Annotated in this window: 21 protein-coding genes, 1 pseudogene and 1 other annotated feature; of the genes and pseudogenes, 4 read left to right on the forward strand and 18 right to left on the reverse strand. The window is 37.8% G+C overall.

Features of this window, described 5'->3' with window-relative positions; genetic code table 11:
- Positions 1-80 precede the first annotated feature (80 nt).
- Entirely contained in the window at positions 81-1409 is a 1329-nt protein-coding gene (locus G593_RS0108020) for a hypothetical protein (RefSeq protein ID WP_029731331.1), read from the forward strand.
- Between the two features lie 414 nt (positions 1410-1823).
- Here G593_RS0108020 and G593_RS0108025 read toward each other — a convergent pair whose 3' ends face one another.
- The 14 genes and pseudogenes from G593_RS0108025 to G593_RS0108090 form a co-directional block, all read right to left on the reverse strand.
- Entirely contained in the window at positions 1824-2186 is a 363-nt protein-coding gene (locus G593_RS0108025; RefSeq protein WP_029731332.1) for a VOC family protein, read from the reverse strand.
- A gap of 99 nt (positions 2187-2285) precedes the next feature.
- On the reverse strand, positions 2286-2696 hold the full coding sequence (locus G593_RS0108035) for an SseB family protein (protein WP_029731333.1): 411 nt from the start codon (positions 2694-2696) through the stop codon (positions 2286-2288).
- A 157-nt stretch (positions 2697-2853) separates the two neighbouring features.
- On the reverse strand, positions 2854-3783 hold the full coding sequence (locus tag G593_RS0108045) for a hypothetical protein (RefSeq protein ID WP_029731334.1): 930 nt from the start codon (positions 3781-3783) through the stop codon (positions 2854-2856).
- Positions 3776-4300 (reverse strand): annotated as a pseudogene (locus G593_RS21465) (flavodoxin family protein). Before G593_RS21465 ends, G593_RS0108045 begins: the two are co-directional and overlap by 8 nt.
- Positions 4301-4332: 32 nt before the next feature.
- Positions 4333-4914, reverse strand: coding sequence for a DUF4304 domain-containing protein (locus G593_RS0108055; RefSeq protein WP_029731335.1), 582 nt, complete (start codon positions 4912-4914; stop codon positions 4333-4335).
- Positions 4898-5335 (reverse strand): DUF6756 family protein, encoded by a 438-nt coding sequence (locus G593_RS0108060; RefSeq protein WP_049946472.1) that lies wholly within the window; start codon positions 5333-5335, stop codon positions 4898-4900. The genes G593_RS0108055 and G593_RS0108060 overlap by 17 nt, the downstream gene beginning before the upstream one ends.
- Before the next feature lie 10 nt (positions 5336-5345).
- Entirely contained in the window at positions 5346-6095 is a 750-nt protein-coding gene (locus tag G593_RS0108065; protein WP_029731337.1) for an EFR1 family ferrodoxin, read from the reverse strand.
- Positions 6096-6145: 50 nt separating this feature from the next.
- Positions 6146-6724, reverse strand: a complete 579-nt coding sequence (locus G593_RS0108070; protein WP_029731338.1) for a nitroreductase family protein — start codon at positions 6722-6724, stop codon at positions 6146-6148.
- Between the two features lie 45 nt (positions 6725-6769).
- Positions 6770-7399, reverse strand: a complete 630-nt coding sequence (locus G593_RS18520; RefSeq protein WP_242827064.1) for a topoisomerase DNA-binding C4 zinc finger domain-containing protein — start codon at positions 7397-7399, stop codon at positions 6770-6772.
- Positions 7383-7706, reverse strand: coding sequence for a nuclease-related domain-containing protein (locus G593_RS20790; RefSeq protein ID WP_242827065.1), 324 nt, complete (start codon positions 7704-7706; stop codon positions 7383-7385). The genes G593_RS18520 and G593_RS20790 overlap by 17 nt, the downstream gene beginning before the upstream one ends.
- 344 nt (positions 7707-8050) lie before the next feature.
- Positions 8051-9253 (reverse strand): tyrosine-type recombinase/integrase, encoded by a 1203-nt coding sequence (locus G593_RS0108080; RefSeq protein ID WP_029731339.1) that lies wholly within the window; start codon positions 9251-9253, stop codon positions 8051-8053.
- A gap of 82 nt (positions 9254-9335) precedes the next feature.
- Entirely contained in the window at positions 9336-9515 is a 180-nt protein-coding gene (locus G593_RS21470; RefSeq protein ID WP_081445676.1) for an excisionase, read from the reverse strand.
- A gap of 4 nt (positions 9516-9519) precedes the next feature.
- Positions 9520-10629 (reverse strand): replication initiation factor domain-containing protein, encoded by a 1110-nt coding sequence (locus tag G593_RS0108085; RefSeq protein WP_196801963.1) that lies wholly within the window; start codon positions 10627-10629, stop codon positions 9520-9522.
- Between the two features lie 58 nt (positions 10630-10687).
- Positions 10688-11017: a hypothetical protein gene (locus G593_RS0108090; protein ID WP_004613680.1), complete on the reverse strand. Its 330-nt coding sequence runs from the start codon at positions 11015-11017 to the stop codon at positions 10688-10690.
- Between the two features lie 250 nt (positions 11018-11267).
- Here G593_RS0108090 and G593_RS0108095 point away from each other — a divergent pair, with 250 nt between their 5' ends.
- Positions 11268-11951: a helix-turn-helix domain-containing protein gene (locus tag G593_RS0108095; RefSeq protein ID WP_029731342.1), complete on the forward strand. Its 684-nt coding sequence runs from the start codon at positions 11268-11270 to the stop codon at positions 11949-11951.
- 587 nt (positions 11952-12538) lie between these two features.
- Here the strand turns inward: G593_RS0108095 and G593_RS0108105 are convergent.
- The 3 genes from G593_RS0108105 to G593_RS0108120 all read right to left on the reverse strand — a co-directional run bounded on the left by G593_RS0108105 (position 12539) and on the right by G593_RS0108120 (position 17682).
- Positions 12539-13429 carry a penicillin-binding transpeptidase domain-containing protein gene (locus G593_RS0108105; protein ID WP_029731344.1) on the reverse strand — a complete coding sequence of 297 codons (891 nt, stop codon included), beginning with the start codon at positions 13427-13429 and terminating at the stop codon, positions 12539-12541.
- A 315-nt stretch (positions 13430-13744) separates the two neighbouring features.
- On the reverse strand, positions 13745-16174 hold the full coding sequence (leuS, locus tag G593_RS0108110) for a leucine--tRNA ligase (protein ID WP_029731346.1): 2430 nt from the start codon (positions 16172-16174) through the stop codon (positions 13745-13747).
- Between the two features lie 59 nt (positions 16175-16233).
- Positions 16234-16471, reverse strand: a binding site (T-box leader).
- A 302-nt stretch (positions 16472-16773) separates the two neighbouring features.
- Positions 16774-17682, reverse strand: coding sequence for a selenium metabolism-associated LysR family transcriptional regulator (locus tag G593_RS0108120; protein ID WP_029731347.1), 909 nt, complete (start codon positions 17680-17682; stop codon positions 16774-16776).
- A gap of 663 nt (positions 17683-18345) precedes the next feature.
- On the opposite strand from G593_RS0108120, the gene G593_RS0108130 reads away from it, so the two are divergent.
- Positions 18346-18768 carry a hypothetical protein gene (locus G593_RS0108130; RefSeq protein ID WP_005338775.1) on the forward strand — a complete coding sequence of 141 codons (423 nt, stop codon included), beginning with the start codon at positions 18346-18348 and terminating at the stop codon, positions 18766-18768.
- 98 nt (positions 18769-18866) lie between these two features.
- Positions 18867-20120, forward strand: coding sequence for a CapA family protein (locus G593_RS0108135; protein ID WP_029731350.1), 1254 nt, complete (start codon positions 18867-18869; stop codon positions 20118-20120).
- Between the two features lie 35 nt (positions 20121-20155).
- Here G593_RS0108135 and G593_RS0108140 read toward each other — a convergent pair whose 3' ends face one another.
- Positions 20156-21775, reverse strand: a complete 1620-nt coding sequence (locus G593_RS0108140; RefSeq protein WP_005338773.1) for a hypothetical protein — start codon at positions 21773-21775, stop codon at positions 20156-20158.
- Positions 21776-21781 lie beyond the last annotated feature (6 nt).

A 21781-nucleotide genomic window follows, 5' to 3' on the forward strand; every position in this document is an offset into this window, starting at 1 on the left:
AAAAAAACTGTGCAATATTTCATTTAGTCACTTGAATTATGCACACATTTCAATTAGAATATACAAGGGAGGCGAGTACTATGAAACAAAAAATCGTGATTATTACAAGTAAATACCTTCATCCTTTTGTTGAAAAGGCATTTGAAGATTTTAAAGAAGACTGTACTGTGACCATTGCAGATTATACGAATTTTGATCACATTACAGATATTTATAGAAAATATGAAAAAACTGCTGATGGATTTATGATAAGCGGAACGACTGCCATGGCAGCAATCGAACATCATATTGGGGAATTCCAGAAACCAGTCATCTCCTTTCATGCTGACCTGATTTCTTTTTACCATGCCCTGGTCAAGCTTTTTCTTGAGCGGAGAGACCTGGATCCGACAAGATGTATTTTCGACTTTATGCTTCCAATCGTAAAAGATCCTGAGCACCCGGTTGAAGCCACTGCCGATTATCTGATTCATGAAATGGATCTTAATAATCTTGCTTTAACAATGGATAAATGGGCTAGCCAAAGTACAATCGGTGATTTTTCAATGGTGGAGATGAACATTGCACTTCGGACAATCGAACTTTGGGAAGCCGGCAAGATTGATATGGTATTGTGCGCTTACAGCAGCACCATGCCGCTTTTGGACGAGAAAGGCGTTCCGAACTACTTCCTATATCCGGTAAAAAATCAGCTGGAGTCCCAGATCAAAGAACTTCTTGCACAGATTAAACTGGAAAAATACAGAGAAAATCTTCCGGTTGCAATTGCAATTGCTGACCGCAATAAAACTTCCGGCGAAAAATCTGATGACAGTGTTCAGGATGCTGTCCAGAAAGTTGCAAAAGCCCTTCTGATCGATGCAGTATTTCAGGCTGAATCTGAAATTTATTATATTTATACTACTCATCGTGTCGCAGCTATGCTGACAAAGAATTTTGAGGTAGAATATCTGGATTCTGCATTAAAAGATGACTATGGTATTTCAACAGCAATTGGATATGGTATTGGAAACAGTATTACCGAAGCAAAGAAGCATGCCGAAAATGCATTGCGTGAATCCTGGAGTTCAACCGGAAGCTTCGTCATGAATGAGTCAAACCAGATTATCGGACCGCTTGGTTCTTCCCAGCTTCCGAGTTTCCAGCAGAATCTTCCAGACGATATCTTTCAGATTGCCGAGAAATGTAAGTTATCTACACTTACAATCCAGAAGCTGATATCAATTGTTAAGATGAATGGATCTTATGAAATAACTACAAATGAACTGGCAAATCACCTTGGTGTTACTGTCCGTAATGCCAACCGTATCCTGCGCAATCTTGAAAATGGCGGCGCTGCCACGATTGCACATACCCGTTCCACTGCTTCAAAAGGTCGTCCAGTTAAAGTATATCGCTTAAACTTATAAAAAGTATAGGAGCAAAACTGTCAAAATTACAGATTGCTCCTTTTTATTTATGTGAAACAGACATAGTAAAAGCGGATACCAACCATTTTATTGATATCCGCCCCTACTGTGTTGGTTCAATCATCTTCAATTGTTCCTTTCTCTTTTTCATTCTTTAATCTTCTGTGTTCGGTGGTCCGTACCTTCCTTTCATAATCTAGGGGGGAGTATCAGTACTAAACTTATCTGCTTTTTCTTTCCCGATACACTTCAAATAACTTTATGAATATTTACAACTCGCGTTTGTCTTATATTTCATATCTGTTATTTGATGGTTTTATATTAACACGCGCGAGTTATTTTGTCAATATATTTGATTATTTTATTTGTATTTTTTATCTATTCGTTTTTATCTTTACTATTTTCAGAATTCTCTTATACTAAAGTCCTTACTTCAATCATATTTCCGTCCAGATCATAAAAACGCACAACCTTCTGTCCCCAACTATAAGTCATCAGTTGGTTTACATATTTGATGTCCGGATATAACTTTTCCAACTTTTCTACAAATGCTTCTATATCTGATTCTTCAAAATAAATTTCACAGGCATTATTTTCCGGAATGACTTCCTTTTCCAGAAAGCTTTTCCAGATTTTTTCGTCCTGAAGGACGAGCCCTTCTGTCAGAACCACATTTCCATCATTGTCCAGTATCGTATCCAGACCAAATAAATCATGATAAAATTTTTTAGATTTTTCGATATCCTTTACAACAATCAACACATTTCTCAGCTTCATACACTTCTCCCCTGTTCTGTCATACGGATTTTCTTCACACTGTTATAAAATGAATCCTTCTTCTTTTGAACGTTTATATTTTTCAAAAGAAAATTTCCTTTACTCCGGTTTGATAATTCGAATCAGTCCCTTATCCAACATAAGCGTCCTATTCCATGGATTCAAAATCACCCCTTTAATCTCCGGTACTGTAAGCGCTGCATCAAATAGTTTATCTATATCTACAAGAAATGTCGATTTTACACTGTCTGCACCTTTCATTTCTTCATTAAAACTTGTAAACGCATACCACCAGTTTGCACCGTCGGAAGTCTGAATCATCTTCAGATTCATTTGCGTAGTTCCAATAGATGGCTCAACCGCTACGATTACCTGCCCTGAGTCCTTCATACGTCTTCGAATCACAGTCAGCGTATGTGCAAGCTGCTCCTGAGTCGCTTCCTTTTGCAAAGCTTGTATTGCCACCTCTATCTTTTCATTTCCTTGCAATGTTTCATCCTGTCTATCCATAAATATTTCTCCGCTTATTCTAGTTTCCCTTTTCTTTTAATTTCAATAGTTTTTCAACATCTTCCAAAATTCTTCAAAGTTCTCTGCAATCCAGTAGACATTTCCTTCATCATTTGATTCTTCTTTAACTTTTCCAAATGATTCCATTTTTCTTCTCCTAAAATAAATCCAGCATATTATCCAGATATATTTCTTCCCTGACATGTAATTGGTACTCCGGCTTTGTCATATAATAAAGCAAAAATTCCAAAATCAAAGCACTTCCGAGGCTCCGTCCTTCGATTTTAAAATTTGAAAATCCCATTGGCAGATAGATATTTTGAATAGCATCAATTCCGATAAACCCCGGATTAGTCATTGCCTTTGAAAAACGGTAACCATGATTTATATCCGGCGCAGTACAGTGATGCTCCAAACTGTTCTCTCCCAGATTCTTGCGGCTGACTGCTTCGTAACAGCGTTTCCTGTCCTTACAGCCAAACCAGCAGCATTCATTACACAAAAATTCCACTTTATCTTTTTGCATCTGGGACAACGTATTTAACTTGTCGAAAGATTTATTCAACCTAAAATCCGGTACAACATACTGAAAATCTTTTCGATTCACTTCATTCAAGAACTGTTCAAAATCTGTCAACACTTTCGTTGTTGACGAGACAAAATACAGCCCAGGATAATTCTTTTTCAAATATTCCAGCAACAAATCTGAATAAACAATTACCCCGTTTTTCTTTACTTTAGTCTCTTTATTTTCCACATTCTTTTCAAATAATGCACAAAGTTCATTACACCTTTTATCCGACAAATGTTCCTCTCTAAGTAATGAATTGCTAAATGTCAGACGGGATGAAATCCCATATTCCTGCATCAATTCCAGAACCTCTTCCGGCTCCTGTTCTCCAAATCCGGCACGGCCGCCACCCCAGATACAGTCCGCCGGGGCTCCGTAAATTGAGCCAATCTCACACCAGTCATAAAAATATTCTCGATGTTTGCGAAATAAAGGCAAAAATTCACGGTACAATTCATAAAATTCGAACAGCCCCGGAAGATGGTAGTATGCTATACTTTTCTTTGTATTATACATTTTTTCCCAGATTCTCCAGCTTCTGAATTGCATCTACATCTTTTGCAAGTTCATCTCTTGCATTTGCATAATAACATTTCTGGAACAGCATATCCCATGACAAATAACTTGCCATGCAATCAAACTGCTTACAAATCAATTCGTATTGTATATTATCTAACGGTGAGCCGCCTACTACAATCAACCCAATCTTTTTTTCTTTTAGCTGCAGTCCGCGGCAATAACATTTATCGATGACCTGTTTCAACTATGCTGTCATTCCCCACCAGTACACAGGTGTTGCAAAAAGAATCATATCTGCTTCCACCAGTTTATTAATCGTTGGATTCGTATCGTCCTGATCCACACAGCCTTTATGACATTGACAGGCACCACAGCCTTTACACGGACTGATATGTAACTTATCCGGAGCAATCACCTCAATTTCATTCTTTTCATCCGCTCCTTTTATAAATGCATTGATTGCTGTCAATGTATTTCCCTTTCTGGCACTTCCATTAATAATCACGATTTTCATAATATCTCTTCCTCCCTCTTATTAATTGCATTTTAATTAATAGTACTTTTTAATTTTTCTGCCAGCTCAATTAATTTTTTTGCTTTAGGATTTATAATCTTTGTATCTTTTATCAACTCATACACTTCCATTGGATACCCCATTTCTGCAATTAGTTTTGCAGTTGGATAAGACATAATCATTGTATCAGGAACTGTTTCCGCTGACTTATCCAAAATCCTGTGAATTGTTTCTTCTTTAGATATAAAATTATCAAACCATTTTTCAATATGTCCTAAAACGGTTTGCAAATTCTCCTTTAGGACTTCCATATCGGTATCATTTTCTATAATCCACCATTCTTCATTCTCTTCTGGCTTCACTCTTTTTCTAATCTGGCAGTCATATTCTTTAAATTTACAATTTGATATCATATCGCTTTTCTCAAAATACACACCTATGTTAATGGTGAACATACAACATTGTGCTGTATTATTTTTATTTCTCTGAATATTGACAATCCGGGCTAATCCGTCAGGACGAAACACCCTGTAATCAGATGCTTCTTTTCTATATCCCAGCGGTTTCAAAATAGCATATAAATATTTCAATAATTCTTTATATTTTTCTTCCATAAATGATTTGTTCCACCCATTCTTTTGCTTCACCCAGCCCATATAGTATATCATGATGATTAAAACATATTAAATAAGACTGCTCACAATCTATAATATAAAATTCAAAACCAAAAGAATCTTCCAATATTTTCTGCAGTTCCTCACCATTCGCAATCCAGAAAGCGTTTTTATCATCAGCTTCATTAAAAAGCATAACACACTCTTTGTCTTTTATATAATCTTGAATCAAGCTCCATGCATTTTCATCTTGAAAATGTGCATTGTTTTTGAAGTTCTCCCATATATAGAGAGCATTTCTTATACAATACTTTTCAATAATCCTCGTCCGTAGACCGCTTACATAATCTAATGGTAACATATATGATTTCAGATGATTATTTAAAATAGCTTCATTTACTTCATTCGCAATATATCCCATGACTCACTCCTTACAAAGCTTCAAAATGATATCTTGGTTTTCCGACGCTCTTCTTTCCGTATTCAATTGCCTCAGTCGGACAATAACAAATGCATGCCATGCAATGCGTACAATTTTTACTCCAGACAGGTTTCTCCTGTTCCAGGTGAATATTATTAAGCGGACACTTTTTTACGCATTGTCCGCAACCGATACAAGAATCATTTGCCTGAAATGCGTTGGCTTTCACAAAAAATTTATAGAAAATAGGATTTACCGGTCCACTCATAAAACGGTCATATAGATTATTACGTGGTGGGCAAAACTCTTTTCCGGCTTTGATATATGCAATGATTTTTTTAATGACAGGTTCTGCTTTTGTTACAATTTTCCATGCTTCTTCTGCTTTTGGCGCATCAAACATGGCAATATAATTCTCCGGCATGAGAATCTGTGCCGTTCCCATATATTGAAATTTCTTTTGTTCTGAAAGCTCCCGATTGTAGTTTGCTGCATTTCCTATCTCACTGCCACAATTCATAACAAACCAGATACGTTTTCCACCAATGAATTCCGTTTTATCAATCCACTCTGATACAATTCTTGGAATACGCCAGGCATAAGTCGGTGTCACAATAATCACATCTCTGCCAGTCTGCAATGGCGATGTATCATTTTCTTTTATTTTCATGTTTAAATCTACTGCATTTTCCTGTATTGCCTCGGCAATCCGTTTTGCAATATATTTACTGTTTCCTGTTCCTGAAAAATAAAGAACCAAAATATAGCTCCTCCAAATCCTGATATTTTGTAACTATTCTGCGTCAGCTCCTACAAATATTTCACGATATCTTCCAGTTTTCGCTTCGGTACTACATAATCTTTATTCTCATCGAGATAATATTTGATATTTTCGTCTTTTGCGTCTTCCATTTTGCTTGTATGACTCGGATAACCAAATGCTACAACTGTATGAAGCTTCTGTTCTTCTTTAAGTCCAAACATATTGGAAAGTTCTGCTTTATCACAAGCCCCAATGATACAGCTTCCTACTCCATGGTTCCATGCCGCCAATGTCATATTGCTGATTGCCAGTCCGGCATCTGTATCACAATATTGCCCCCGGTTAATATTCTCATTTTCTATAATTCCTATGAATAAGACCGGTTCTTCCCCGGCTTTCGGCTGCCCTTCCTCTTTCGGAAGATAACCTGCCCATTTCGTATATTCAAATACTTCTTTTACCTTCTCCTGCGACTTCACAACAACATAGCTTAATGGCTGTAAATTTGCCGCACTTGACGCATAGCGGGCTGCAGTCAGCATTTCATCAATGATCTCATCCGATATTGGCTTCTGCTTAAATCTCCGGTAAGTTCTTCTTAGCTTTAATAATTCCATCAATTCCATATTTTTCACCTTCCGCTTTCTTTTTAATTCCGTTCATATATTTTCTTACTTCTTCGAATGACTGGTATCTGATTTTTCTAAGTTTTCAGCAATATTTAATATGTATCTGCACCTCGGGAAACTGGAACAGCCATAAAATTGTTTTCCTGTATTTGCTCCGCGGCGTGCCGTTCGAAGCACAAGTTCTCCGCCACATACCGGACATATAATCTTCCCTGTTGTTGCAGGTATCTCCATTTGCACTTCTTCTAGTATTGTAGGATTCATCATTGCTGGCTCTTCTTCTATTTGCGTCATGACCTTTTGCTCTACAGCCGCTGATTCTGCAACAACGGTTTTAGCATCTACAGCCGCCTCTTCTTTTTCAGTTACTTCCAGCTCTTCCGCTTCGACTAAATCAATTAACTCTTCATATCTGGCAGCGTAATCTTTTCTTTCGCCCGTATCTCTCTCCAACATTTTTTCACCAAATCCAAGCATTTCCTTTTTTGTTGACTTTGGAAGTTTTGACTCAGCATTCATTCTCCGAATGGTCGCAATTAATTGATCTGCCCTTATTACTTGTTCTTTCACTTCTTTTTTCGCATACCTGTCATTTAAGTACGTCTTTTCATTTGCCAACACAACTAATGATTTATGAAATGATGAAAAACTCATTCTAACCATTGCACCCATGACAGCATTCCAGCAAAATCATCAGCTTGCTTGTTACAATCACGAAATCAATCTGTGCTTCCCTGCCATCTTTTGCCCGGATACAGATATCCTGCAATACAACCAAATCCAGATTACTATTTTTTAATTCATAAAGAACTTTCTTCTCTCCATCAATTCCTGCTTTTGTGAGAATTATTTCTTTCTGAATATTCTCTTTTACTTTCCCAGTCGCTCTTGGAAGTAACTCTTCCAGTTTTGCCAAATGCTCCTCTGCACTGTTTGACTCCTTTAAAATTATAATTTCCGGCTTTGAAAAAATCCCCATAACTCTTTCCTTTATCTAATGTTTACTTCATAATAAATAATTTTATCATTTTCTCATATGATTTACAATCCATATATACTGTATTAAGTTTTTATTGTCTATCAAGAAATATTAGTACATATGAAGAATTTATGATTATATTAACAGTTTGTAGTTTACTCATCGCAATTCTGAATTGTACATATAGAAAATAGCATCTTAAGCTCCTGCAAAGCTTAAGATGCTATTTCTAACTAATCATTACTTAACTTATTTCTGCACAATATTTATATCTACTCAAAAATGTTGATTTTACGCTGTTTTTCTCTATCTATCTTCTGATTTACTCCATTTTTACTCCAATTTTAAGCCAATATTTTCAGTTCGGCTACTTCTTCTTTTTTCTTTTCTTCTGAGACGTGCGTGTATAAATCAGTTGTCATTGCTAATGTGGAGTGACCTAAGAGTTTCTGCACTACCTGTTGGTCTACTCCATTTTCATAACACCTTGTAGCGTATGTATGTCGCAGAGTGTGACAGGTAAACAGTTCAAATATCTTCGGCTCTCTCTTTTCTTCCTTTGCCAATTCAATCTCTATTACATTGATTTTTGCCACATAGTCTTTGATTGCACTATTGACGTTGTAATAATAAACGGGCGAACCGTCCGAACAGGTAAATACCAAGTTTTGAAATTCTTTATGCTGTTTCCATATCGAGCGTTTCCACATCTTCTGCTCTGTCTGCTTTATCTTCTGATTTTGTAAAATCTCATACACTTCATCTGTCATAGGAATAACACGATTACTGGATATGGTTTTTGCAGTTGTGTAGGAAAACTTTGAACCCTCGACGGGACTGGAAGCCTTTGAATAATGAATTGTCTTATTGATTGTAATTTCTCTTTTTTCAAAGTCACAATCTTCCCATTTCAGCCCAAGCACTTCTCCAATCCGACAACCTGTTGTCACAGCAAATTTCAGAACATTGATATGTATATAAGAAGAAGCAAATGTAAAGAATTTCTTCTGTTCCTCTCTTGTTAATACACGTCTTTCTTTTTTCACTTTTGGGGGCATTTCCACAGCAATACAGGGATTTTTTCTAATATATTCACTCAATACTGCTTTATCAAACATATCACTCAGCATAAATCTGATGTTCGACACCGTTCCATGTGCAAGACCGCTATCTATCAATTCATTTATGAATTTTTGAACATGATATGTTTTAATGTCCTGCAAATACATCTTTCCGATAGAGTTCTTCACTCTTGCGTTATAGTAACTGTGATTTTTATATATCGTAGTCATTTTAACTGTTTTCTTCTTATACAACTCCGTCCACGTTACATACCATGCGTTTAAAGTGATACTTTCGCCGTTGCCATTCAAACCATGTTCATCTTCATAAACCGCTTCTCGCAACTTCCGTTTTAATTCATTCAGTTTAAAATCATAAAGCGTTTTACGTTTTCCTGTTTTACTTGTAAATCTTGCAATATAGCGTCCATCTGCTCTCTGTGAAATTCCCTTACCGAGTTCTTTTCCTTTTAAATCTTTACCCATACCAACTTTCCTTTCTTCTACTGAAAGAAATATGGTAAAGTAAATATTTCAATTTTCATTATATCCACACCCCATTTTCTTTTCAAGCCCTTTTGCATTGATATTCCAGCCATTCATCAAGTAATTTCTTATTTGCATACAACCGATTACCAATGCGTACTGTAAATCTATTTTTCGGATTGTTCAACAGTTCTCTTGCCTTTGTTTTCCCAATCCCCATATACTCACAAAATTCATTTATATTTAGTAATGCTTTCTCGATACGATTACCCCTTTTCCTCTAATTTTCTTGCTTTTATGTAATCATCATACAACTGCTTCTGTGTGATATTCATTTCTCCATTTGCTACGAGATTACCGATATAATCTCTCTGCTCTATCTTCCCAACCTCTGCAAACAGCTTCAAAGACGGGGCAACATACTTTTCCAACCACTCCCATACCTTTTGCAGACTTTTCTTCTGTGGTTGCATGGTAAGTTTCACCTTGCCTATATTTTTCATCAGTTCCGCCCACGCTTGATAGGTTGGATAAAGCCTTTTTCGTGTTGTCATGCTGTCTGTCGGCTTTTCTAAAAATCGTATTTTGCTGTTCAACGCTTCCATTGCCAGTCCTGCCACATCTCTATATCTCAATAATTCCTGTACTACACTTACCGCCATTTCCTGCCGAAATCTCAACTCATATCTATTCCAATTTTCGTCTAATTCTGTTCCATACTTTTTATTCTGTTCATATCCCTTTTCATAAAATACCAATCTCAAATTACTGGCTGAACTGCCGAGATAAAGACTACCACCTTTACTCTGAAACACTTCTTCTTTCAGTTCTCCCGAGTCGTGAAAATCTATCTCCCTTAGTTTTGTGGAAAGCAATCCCTCTTTTGTCCGTACAATCAAATCGGGAATACTCAAATAAGGTTTTCTATCATCTATCGCCAAATCAATCCGAGGAACATTGATATGATACTGACAAACTCTGTTCAAGAAATCAAACCATGTTTCCTCATTGAGTTGTAAAAAATTCTCATAGTTGCGACAGCCTTTCCCACTCATCAAAATCTGAAAGCCTTGATACTGTGCGTTTCCTGTCGGCTTTAGCACTTTGATATTATCGAAGATTGCCACAACCTCATGTCCTGCAATCCCCTTTTCATAGCCTGTTACGGTCATAAGTTCCAATGGTATTCTCAGTACATCTTCTATAACTGCTTCTAACGGAACTTCCTTAATGGTTATCTGACACCAGTCTATCAAGGCACTTAATGCTTCTTTCTGTCGTATTACTCCCCTGTTAGTATAGGGGAGTTCTGGAAGAAAACTCCCGCTTCTTTCTTCCAAAATTACCATACCTCCTCTCTGCAATAGCGTTGCCATTGCCCTGCCCTCAACCTGCCGTTTGGTACGTCAGAACGAGGGCAGGAACTTTGACCGCCTACATATTTTTGTTTGGAACAGGGCGGATACCCTTACAGGTAATCTTCTCCACTAATACAGGAAAGTTTCCTCTCTGCACATAGGGGGCATATACTGGTTCTTCCAGTTCCACCACCGCATAAGGCTCAATCTTCGGAAGTTCCGTTGCTTCCAAGCGAATATCCACGCTGTTCCCAAGCTTCATGCTTCCAAGATGAAGTTTTAAGGCTTCCACTTCCTCTGTTTTCTTCTTACTGTCTTTATCATAACGGTAACAGTTATCCGCACCCATGAAACGAAGTTCTCCAAAGGCTTCTTTTACCTGTTCTTTTGTCAATGTAATCTGCATACACATTCCTTTCTCCCCGTTGAACCGATAGGTCAGTTTCTCATATTTTCATTTTCCTATTACGACGTCGTTTTTAGTTCAGTTATTTCTGAACTTGATTGTATATTAGCACAGTTATATTCGTTTTGCAATAGTAAGTTTAGTTTTTTATAAACTTTTTGTTTTCTTTTTTCTGAACTTGTGGTATAGTGTACTTAGACGATACGATATGAGAAGTTATAACGAGATATGGAAAGAGAGGGTTTTTCAGATGAATACAATCGCAGAACGGATTAAATTTGCCATGAAAGCAAAAAACAAGAAACAGGTGGATATAGTCAAAGATACAGGTATCAGCAAAGGGGCGTTCAGTTCCTATCTTTCGGGACAGTACAACCCGAAAGCCGATAAAATGGAACTGATTGCCGACTCTTTAGATGTAGACTTGCGGTGGCTTTACGGACAAAATGTGCCTATGGAACATACAAGCCAAAATGACAATGCTCTGCAATATGTCTTTTACAACAACTCCTGTTCCGAGTATCTTCTTGATAATTTAGACGATATATATATTGCCATGATGACGCAGTATACCGCCCTTATTCCACGCTTTTATGTTCTTGTCAATCGTGCTGGAAATGCAATGCACATACTGCCATTATTTTTGAAAGAGGATAGTTCCCAATTCTATGAATGTCCGTCTGATTTCTTCTATTCCGACAGGCATACCATTTTTACAAGAGATTTTGAAAGTATTCACATGATATTAACAACAGCCACGATTTACTATTATGGAATTGATACAAAGAGTTATGAACCGAAAGTTACCATGCTTTCCTACTCACAGGCTGACGACTGCTTTTATATCGACAACGGAATACACGACGGTCACATCAAGGCATTTGAGAAAGAACTGACGAAAGAAGCACTTTACTTAAAACATAACGCCCAGTAACAGACAAGAGGACTTGCAAGGTTTCTGACCTTGCAAGTCCTCTGCTGTATCATGGTGCTGTTGGCTGTGTCCGTTCCGTCAAGGACTGCCCTACGGCGTATCGGCTTCGCCTTGTTCCTTGACCTCACTAGGTATAGACAAACTGGAATACGTTTAATCATTCTTACACATTTATTGTGTTTATTTGAATAACGCAAACAAAAGTACACAATAATGTAGTAATATTTATAAAAATATTACTAATTTTTTTATTCTTACAACGAGAGCCAATGCTGATAATGATAAATATAACACTTAAAATCAGAAAAAACAAATTCCATAAGTTCAAATGATACATAGGAGTACCTTTTATAAATCTTGACACCAAATTACTAATATCCCCCAATAAAATAAGCACAGTTAAAGTTGTATCCGCAATATACGATATAAAAGCAAATCGTTTAAACTTTTTGTAAGACCATATAGCTACCGACAAAATCAACAATAGAATAGGAAATGAATAAATAAAAACAAAAAACCACATTAACTTTGTTGATGAACCTATTGCGTCCATTTATACTCCCCTTTCCTCTAAATATAAAATATCTTTACTCTATTATTTTTAGAGCAATTTCTTGAGCAAGACTACTTGAAACTCGTTCTTTTTGCAAACTATCTTCAAGATATACAGCAAAATATTCTCTTTGTTGTCCCTTTTCAGTAAAACCTATAAACCATGCTTCTCCATTTGTGCCAGAACCCGTTTTCCCATATACTTTTTTCTCTTGCTCATCTTCAATTAACATAATTTTCTTTAATATTTCGACATTCTGACTATCATAGAAACTTTTACCTTCAAAAATTTTTAATAAAACCTCTACCTGTTCATATGGCGATATTTTTAAAGATGAACCTAGCCAAAATCCGTTTAATTCTTTGTATGGATTTATATTACTTCCTTCCCATGCAGAAACATCGCAATTACCATACTCCAACTCACTTAGTTCTTTTTTTACTTCTTGTTCCCCCACATTATTTATAATCTGATGAAAATACCATATACAAGATGTCTGAAACGCTTTTTTCAAAGTCAAATTCTCGTTCCATTCCGGATTTGGATATTGAGTTCCATCATAGTTCATAGTGGAAGTTTCATCTTTAATAATATCGTTGTGTAGTCCTATTAATGTAGAGATAATTTTAAAAGTTGAATATGGGGATACTTCTTGTTCTGCCATATCTTTATTGTACAGAGAATACTTGTTTTCTGACGGACTATATAAAACTGCACAACCAGTAATACCATTAAAGTTGCCACTTAAATCAAGTGTTTCTTCCTCATTGCTCTCGCTCACTTTTTCTTCTGTTTTATCATCTGTTTTTGATTGTTCTAATTGATTTGTTTCTATCAACTCCACTTTTTCTTCTCTAGATGAACACCCCGATAACATTATAAAACATATTACTGAAATACAGGTAATCTTGAATAATCTTGACATACTTTCTCCTTACAACTTCCAATTTGTTACATTGTCATAATATCATAATTTGTAAGTATTTACATCATTCCTCATAAAAATAACGCAGACAATATCTCTACTATCTGCGTTATTCCTCTAATGTCTTTTTGAAATATTTACTCCATTTTCTTTCAACTTTTACTCCAAATTTACTCCATCTTAAAAATCTGTTACGATATTTTGCGGTATTCTACGATACCTTTTCTTTGAAGAAAAATGTCTGTAACCCTTGATTTCAAGCCAACTTTTCAATATTTCCAAGCACTTTATTCTGTTGTGAGATTTTCTCTCAAATTATTTCATCACAATATTGATAATCTTCTTCGGAACGTAGATTTCTTTTACGATATTTCCTGTCAGTTTATCTGCGATTGCTTCTTTTCCTGTTGCAATTGCATCGTCTTTGGAAATGTCTGTTGGTACTGAGATGACAGCTTTTGTCTTACCGTTGATCTGTACAGGTACCTGGATTTCGTCATCTTTCATCTCATTCTCATCATATGTCGGCCATCCGGCTTTGAATACGCTGCCTTCGTGTCCTAACTGCTCCCAAAGTTCCTCTGCTACATGAGGTGCAAATGGGGAAAGCAGTACTGCAACTGTTGACAGTGTCTCTTTGTCAATTCCGCCTTCTTTCTTAGCAATCTCGATGAGCTTATTGTTGTGTTCCATGAATGCAGAGATGACTGTATTCAAACTGAAGCTCTCCAGACGTGTCGTTACATCATAGACAAGTTTATGACGCTCTTTGATCATCTCTTTCGAAGCTTTTACATCTGAATCTTTGCTGTCCATAACAAGATTCCACAGACGTTTCAGGAAACGGTTTACTCCATCGATTCCACGGTCATCCCACTCTGCGTCTAACTCCGGTGGTCCTACGAAAAGCTCATACATTCTCAGGGAATCGCATCCATAATCTCTTACAAGATCATCCGGTGATACAACATTTCCCTTAGATTTACTCATCTTGATTCCGTTCTTTCCTGTAATCATTCCCTGGTTGAACAGTTTGTGGAATGGCTCGTCAAAGTCAATGACTCCGATGTCGTTCAGGAATTTTGTATAGAATCTGGAATACAGAAGGTGAAGAACGGCATGCTCTACTCCACCAATGTACATATCTACCGGAAGCATCTCATCCGCTTTTTCTCTGGAAACCAGTTCTTTGTCATTATGATTATCCACATAACGCAGGAAATACCATGATGATCCTGCCCACTGTGGCATTGTATTTGTCTCTCTCTTAGCGTCAGCGCCACACTGTGGACACTTGCAGTTTACCCACTCATCGATTGCAGCAAGCGGTGACTCACCAGTTCCTGTCGGCTCATAGGATTCCACCTCTGGCAGACGAAGTGGCAGTTCTTCTTCCGGTACCGGAACATTTCCACACTTCGGACAATGAACGATCGGAATTGGCTCTCCCCAGTATCTCTGACGTGAGAATACCCAGTCACGCAGCTTGTAGTTTACGGTTGCGCGTCCGATTCCTCTCTCCTCGATGATATGTGGTGCCTCTTTTTTCAGTACAGCAGACTCCATACCATTCCACTCACCGGAATTGATCATTGTTCCGACAGCGTCTGTGTAAGCCTCTGTCATATTCTCGATCTCTTTACCATCTTTTGCAATAACCTGAATGATCGGGATATTGAATTTTCTTGCAAACTCGAAGTCACGGTCGTCATGAGCAGGTACACACATAATAGCTCCTGTACCGTAATCAGCCAGTACATAATCAGATAACCAGATTGGAACCTTTGCTCCATTTAACGGGTTGATCGCATATGTTCCTGTAAATACGCCTGTCTTTTCTTTATCCTGCATACGGTCAACATTAGATTTCATAGATGCATCGTAAATGTATTTTTCTACTGCATCTTTTGTCTCGTCTGTTGCAAGGCTCTTAGCAAGTTCATGCTCCGGAGCCAGTACCATAAATGTTGCTCCGTGAAGTGTATCTGGTCTTGTTGTATAAACTGTGATTTTCTCATCTCTTCCTTCTACTGGGAAATCTACCTCTGCACCGTATGATTTTCCAATCCAGTCAGCCTGCATCTTCTTAACTTTCTCAGGCCAGTCAAGCTTGTCCAGATCATTTAGAAGTCTGTCTGCATATTTTGTGATACGAAGCATCCACTGACGAAGATTCTTCTTTGTAACTTCAGCTCCACAACGCTCACATTTTCCGCCTACAACCTCTTCATTGGCAAGACCTGTCTTACAGGATGGGCACCAGTTGATCGGGAACTCTTTCTCATAAGCAAGTCCTTCTTTGAACATCTTTACAAAAATCCACTGTGTCCACTTGTAGAAGTTCGGATCTGTTGTGTTGACTTCACGATCCCAGTCATAAAGAGCCGCAATCTCATTGATCTGACGCTTAATATTTTTAATATTAGCTGCTGTTGAAATCTCCGGGTGAACTCCCATCTTAATTGCGTAGTTCTCTGCCGGAAGTCCGAATGCATCCCAGCCCATTGGATGAATGATATAATAACCCTGCTGTAATTTATATCTGCTCCATACGTCAGAAATTACATATCCTCTCCAATGACCTACATGAAGTCCGTTACCTGAAGGATATGGGAACATATCCAGGCAGTAATATTTTTCTTTTTTCTTTCCATTCTCATCAAACTGGACATTGACCGGATTCTCTTCCCATTTATCACGCCACTTTTTTTCGATTGCCTTATGATTGTAAGGTATCTTAGACATATTGATTTCCTCTCTTTCTGCAATACTGCATCTAAAATAAATGAAAGCCTTCTCATCTCCAAAGAGACGAAAAGGCTTGATTCCGTGGTACCACTCTTCTTCATATGAATTCTCATATGCACTCATTGCTTCTGTAACGGGAAGTCCCGCTCCTGCCTATGTTGTCCTTACGATAAATGTCTGACCTGTTCAGCAGAAGAACTCCGAGGCGAGTTGGGAGATTACGTCATTGCCTTGCACCTGCCGGCAACTCTCTGAAAACGATAGGCTCTTAATACTCCTCTTCCATGTCTCTTTCATATTCTTCATTATTATAAGGAGAATGATAATATAAGTCAAGACTCAATCCGAAGTTTTCAATGTTTTCTATTGTTTCCTGGATCCAAATTATATCTGTAATTTGGATTCTGATTTTCCACCTGTACATCTAACGTATAAGTTCCAACATGAATTCTTGAATGTTTTTTACACTTGTTATAGGAAGAAAGAAGCATATTTCTATTAACTGAAACATGCTTCTTTCTTTTTTGCACATTCTTAATTATGGTAAACCCTGCAGGGGGAGCAGGATTTCTATAGGAAATAATACTGTTCAAGTATTAACCTGAAATCTTCTGACATTGCTGTCTGATAGACTTAATCGCACTAGTAATAGGAATCGTCATAATCCGGTCTTTATGATACAAAAGATAAATCTGTCTCTCTGTATTCACATTCGGGAATTCAAACTTCAATAATTTCCCCAATGTCAGAGAATCCTGAATTGCCAGACTACTTACAAATGCAACTCCCATTCCTTCTTCTACACTTCTCCGGACCAGATCGGAAGATTCTGCCTGCATGGCAATCTTCAACGGCTTTGCATGCAGATTCAGCGCTTTCTCAATGCTTTCATATGCAATCTTTGTTCCACTGCCTGATTCCCGTATAACAAATGTCTCTTTCTTCAGCTTATCAAGCGGAAATACCCCATTCAGACTCCGATATTCTTCTGTATTCGGTGTCGCAAGTACAATCTGATCTTTTAGAAGCGGCATACACATACATTTCTCATGATTGGTACGGATACTCCCTATTCCAAGATCTGCTTCAAATCTTAAGACCGACTGGATCACCTGACTGCTGTCTCCTTCCAGCATACGATAATCAATCTCAGGATATTTAAGTCTGGTCTGTTTCATAATCCTCGGAAGAATATAATTCCCCGGAACTGATGAAGCAGCAATCGTTACAGTTCCTTTTACTTTTGCTTCCGTCTTATTCAAATGTGCCAGTGCCTCATTTTCCGTCTCCAGAAGCCTGACTGCATATGGATAAAACAGAACTCCCTCTTCTGACAATATCACATCTTTTGTTGATCTAACCAAAAGCTGGACTCCCAATTCCGCTTCCAATTGCTTGATATGAGTACTGATTGTCGGCTGTGAGACAAATGCTTTTTTTGCAGCAACAGAAAAGCTTTTACAGTTGACAACATTAATAAAACTTCTTATGTAATCCAATCTCATTATTCTCTTTTTCCTCTTTTCCCCATGTCTTTCTAAAAAATGTCTTTTTAGTTTCAAGAATGCCTCGGCATTCTTGCTGCGAGGTGCGCGTCATGCAATTGCATGCCACACTTCTACTGCGCACCTCTGCAAGTCTACACTCCGTTTCGGTCGGCGCAAAACCATTGTCCACCGGACAATGTGCGCCCTGCCGGAGGCTATATCAGCTGGGGGATTGACTCCTAGCTGATATATATTTTAAATCTCCTCGTCCCAAATGTCGAATTGATAGTTTTCATAGTTTTATTGAATTTTTCTATACTTTATTAACGTTTCCAATAGATTTTCTTTTATTTATCAAGATTATTGATATTTATCTATTTCATTTTGTATCTGCTCTTATAATCACAACCTAAAAATAATTAAATTATGACATGAAAAATCCCACATTTCTGCGGTTTGTAGTGATTTTTATTTTTTACAAGTGTGAAGACCGGTTTACATTTTTCCTATGCTATCTTTAACTGTCATGCTTATTCTAAGATTATTCAAAAATTCTCATAGAATCGTCTAAAAACTTCTTTTTTCAGGTTGTTACTGTCTGTACTTTAGTGTATAATATAAACATCAACTATTCGATACTGGATATGCCGGTATAATATTATACATAAAGGAGAGTTTGCCATGGTAAATTTATTAACTGGCCCTAAAGGCAGCGGAAAAACACAACAAATGATCGAGCAGGCAAATAAGCAGGCGAAAGAATGTAAAGGTAATGTCGTTTTTATCAAAAAGACGCATCGCGATACCGCAAGTGTTGCATTTGATATCCGTACAATTTGTATGGATGATTTTCCATCTATTACGAATACCGATGAGTACATTGGTTTCTTATATGGAATGTATAGCTCCAACCACGATATTGAGTGCATTTTTATCGATGGTATTTTAAAGCACGCAGATATTTCCATTGAAAATATTCCAGGATTTATTGACCGTCTGAAAAAACTCTCCGAGGAATGCGGTATCAATTTTTATGTAAGTATCAGCGCAGAAAAAGCAGAATTAAAGGACATTAATTTGGATGGCTGCACTCTTTTAAATTAAATGGATCAAATAATGAAACAAGCGGACAGTCTATCTTAAGATGGACTGTCTGTTTTTATGCATATTTTCTACAACGAATGAAAAGGTAACAAAATACTATGAGCGATAACAATTCCGGAATCAAAGCATCAAAAAGACGCCAGATGGAAGCCAGGCGCAGACGCCTCAGACGCAGAAAAAGAAAACGCGCCATGCTGCTTGGAGGCATGTTATGTACAGCCTGTCTGATTCTATTTAGCACAATATATGGCATCCGTCATCTGTTGCATAAACATACTGACACAAAAGAAGCCGTTAAGACTTCCCCGAAGCAGACAGCCAAAAGTAAGGACACTTCCTCTTCCAAAGAAAAAATTGACACTTCTGCTGTAAAAACGCAAGAACTTGTCATTAACACAGATACTAACTCTGACAAGGGGAAAAAAGGCAGCTCCTCAAAGGGACCTACCACCATCACTATAAGTTCTATGGGGGACTGCACACTTGGAACTGATGAAAGTTTTGATCAGTCCACCAGCTTTAATGCTTACTACAACGAATATGGCGCAGACTATTTCTTTAAAAATGTCCGTTCTATCTTAGAAGCTGATGATTTGTCTGTTGTAAACTTTGAGGGAACACTGACCGAAGAGACGAGCCGGGCTGATAAAACCTTTGCATTTAAAGGGCCTGCCAAATATACTGACATTTTAACCGGAAGTTCCGTGGAAGCCGCCAATATTGCAAACAACCACAGCAAAGACTACGGCACAAAAAGCCAGGAAGATACCATCGAAAATCTGTCAAACGCAGGCATTGCTACATTTGGCTATGAAAATGTCATTGTGGTGGATGTAAAAGGTATCAAAGTCGGACTTACCGGTATCTATGAACTTGCCGAGCATGAGCAGAAAGCAACGCAAGTCAAAGAAAATATCCAGGCATTAAAAGATGCAGGGGCACAGATTATTATCGTTAATTTCCACTGGGGAATTGAAAAAGAATACACACCAAATGCTACCCAGAAAAAACTTGCACATCTTGCCATCGATGAAGGAGCCGACCTTGTCATTGGTCATCACCCACATGTACTGGAAGGCATTGAAAAGTATAATGGAAAATATATTGCCTACAGTCTGGGAAACTTCTGTTTTGGGGGAAATAAAAATCCTTCTGATAAGGATACGATGATCTTCCAACAGACTTTTACCATCGACACAGACGGTAAAGTTGCCGATGACGATAACATTAACATCATTCCTTGTTCTCTGTCTTCTTCCAGTAATAAAAACGATTATTGTCCGACACCTCTTGAAGGTGATGAAGCAGAACGCGTCAGACAAAAGATAGAAAAATACAGCGAAGGGCTCTAAGCCTTCCGCTGTATTTTTCATTTTATTCACAAATGTTACTTAATTTTAAGGCTTACAACTGTATCTGCCTTCTCGCCTTTCTTATATTCCATCGTCACAGTCTGTCCTGCTTCACACCGGACTACATCAATGTAATCAACTACAGACACATCGAAAATATCCTCTGAACCATCAATCATCAGATAATAATGAGAAGTTCCATCAATGACCGCCTGTGCAATCTTTGTAATCTCTCCGGTGATTGTCTCAATCTCTCTGTCGTCCTTCGCTTCTTCTTTCACACCATTGCTTAAGAGCAGATTCAGATAATTGTCCTCACACTGACTCACACTGTCTCCGATAGCAACGATCTGATATTTCTGCACGTTTACCATGGCATATTTCTTAACCAGTCCCGCATCATCCTTTAATGCGATAAAATAAGTCGGCTCTCCGGATATATTAAGAAGCAGTGGAAATGTTGCGGTATACTTCAGATTCTGCACCTGCCCTTCTGCTGAAGACATAGCGGAAGCTTCTGTTGCTCCCTCACATTCATAATACTTTGTTTCCATTGTTCTCTGATTGGATAATACAAATCCAACATTAGACTGATCTCCGTTGACCGAAGTCACGCCTGTGTACATCCATACGTCATCGTCCAGTGCAAGATAATTGTAACCATCTGTTGTCTTCAGGCAATCTTTCTGGCTCAGCACACTGTTGAAAAATCCATGTTTCAGTGTTCCATAATAGTCAAACAGATTGACAAGAAGATCTGCAGAATAGACTCTGTCTACCCACTCCGGAACATCTGTTGTCTTATAAGTCGTTGTTTCACCAGTAATAGCATTACAGATCACAACTTTACCGATCGTCTCACCGCCAAACAGACCGATGTTATATTTTTTCACCGGCGCGATCCAGTATGGCACACCATCATCATCAATTTCAAAGCTCAAATCCCCGTAAATGTATGTCGGATGTGCAAATCGCAGATGCCGGTAAATGTTCCGGTTAAAGTACTCACTGTTCACATATTTCATGCCTTTATCCAGCTTTACAAGCTCTGTATTCTGATTTGCCATATTAATACGAATATATGCCGGTATTCCTTCTGAACGGTTCGTAAACCACTTAATAATACTGGCATATCGAAGTGGCGTTACACGCACCGGATTATCCTTATAATTAATCTGGGAATAGATGTCATCTGCCTCAAACTGTGAAACCATATCTACCATACTTCCCATCTTACGGTCTCCCAAAAGTGCGGCAGTATCTCTGTCCAGAAGCGGAATCTTATCAAAGGAAAGCTCTTCTACATCTTCTGTAAAATTTCCCTGCTCTATCTTCATCAGCTTCTGATATTTCTTCGCATTAACAATCGGGGAAGATAAAATACTTCCAATGAAATAAACTGCACCAAGCACAAGCAAAAGTATCACGCCTGCCCGGAGTATTTTGCTCTCTTTCAAATCGCTGATACGAATTTTCGCAGGATTTCTGAATCCATAAAAAAAGAGTTTCACAATTAAAGCTATTACGATTAGAAATAATACTGCTCCCCACGTATCTGTAGAGTGAATGTTGATTGCCGGTATAGTCACATAATAATAAATTGCTGCAACGATTACCACAATCAGGGCTATTAAACCTTTTGTCTTTGTTTTCATAACTTT

This window comes from Dorea sp. AGR2135 (assembly GCF_000420885.1).
In the GTDB taxonomy this organism is placed as follows: Bacteria; Bacillota; Clostridia; order Lachnospirales; family Lachnospiraceae; genus Dorea; species Dorea formicigenerans.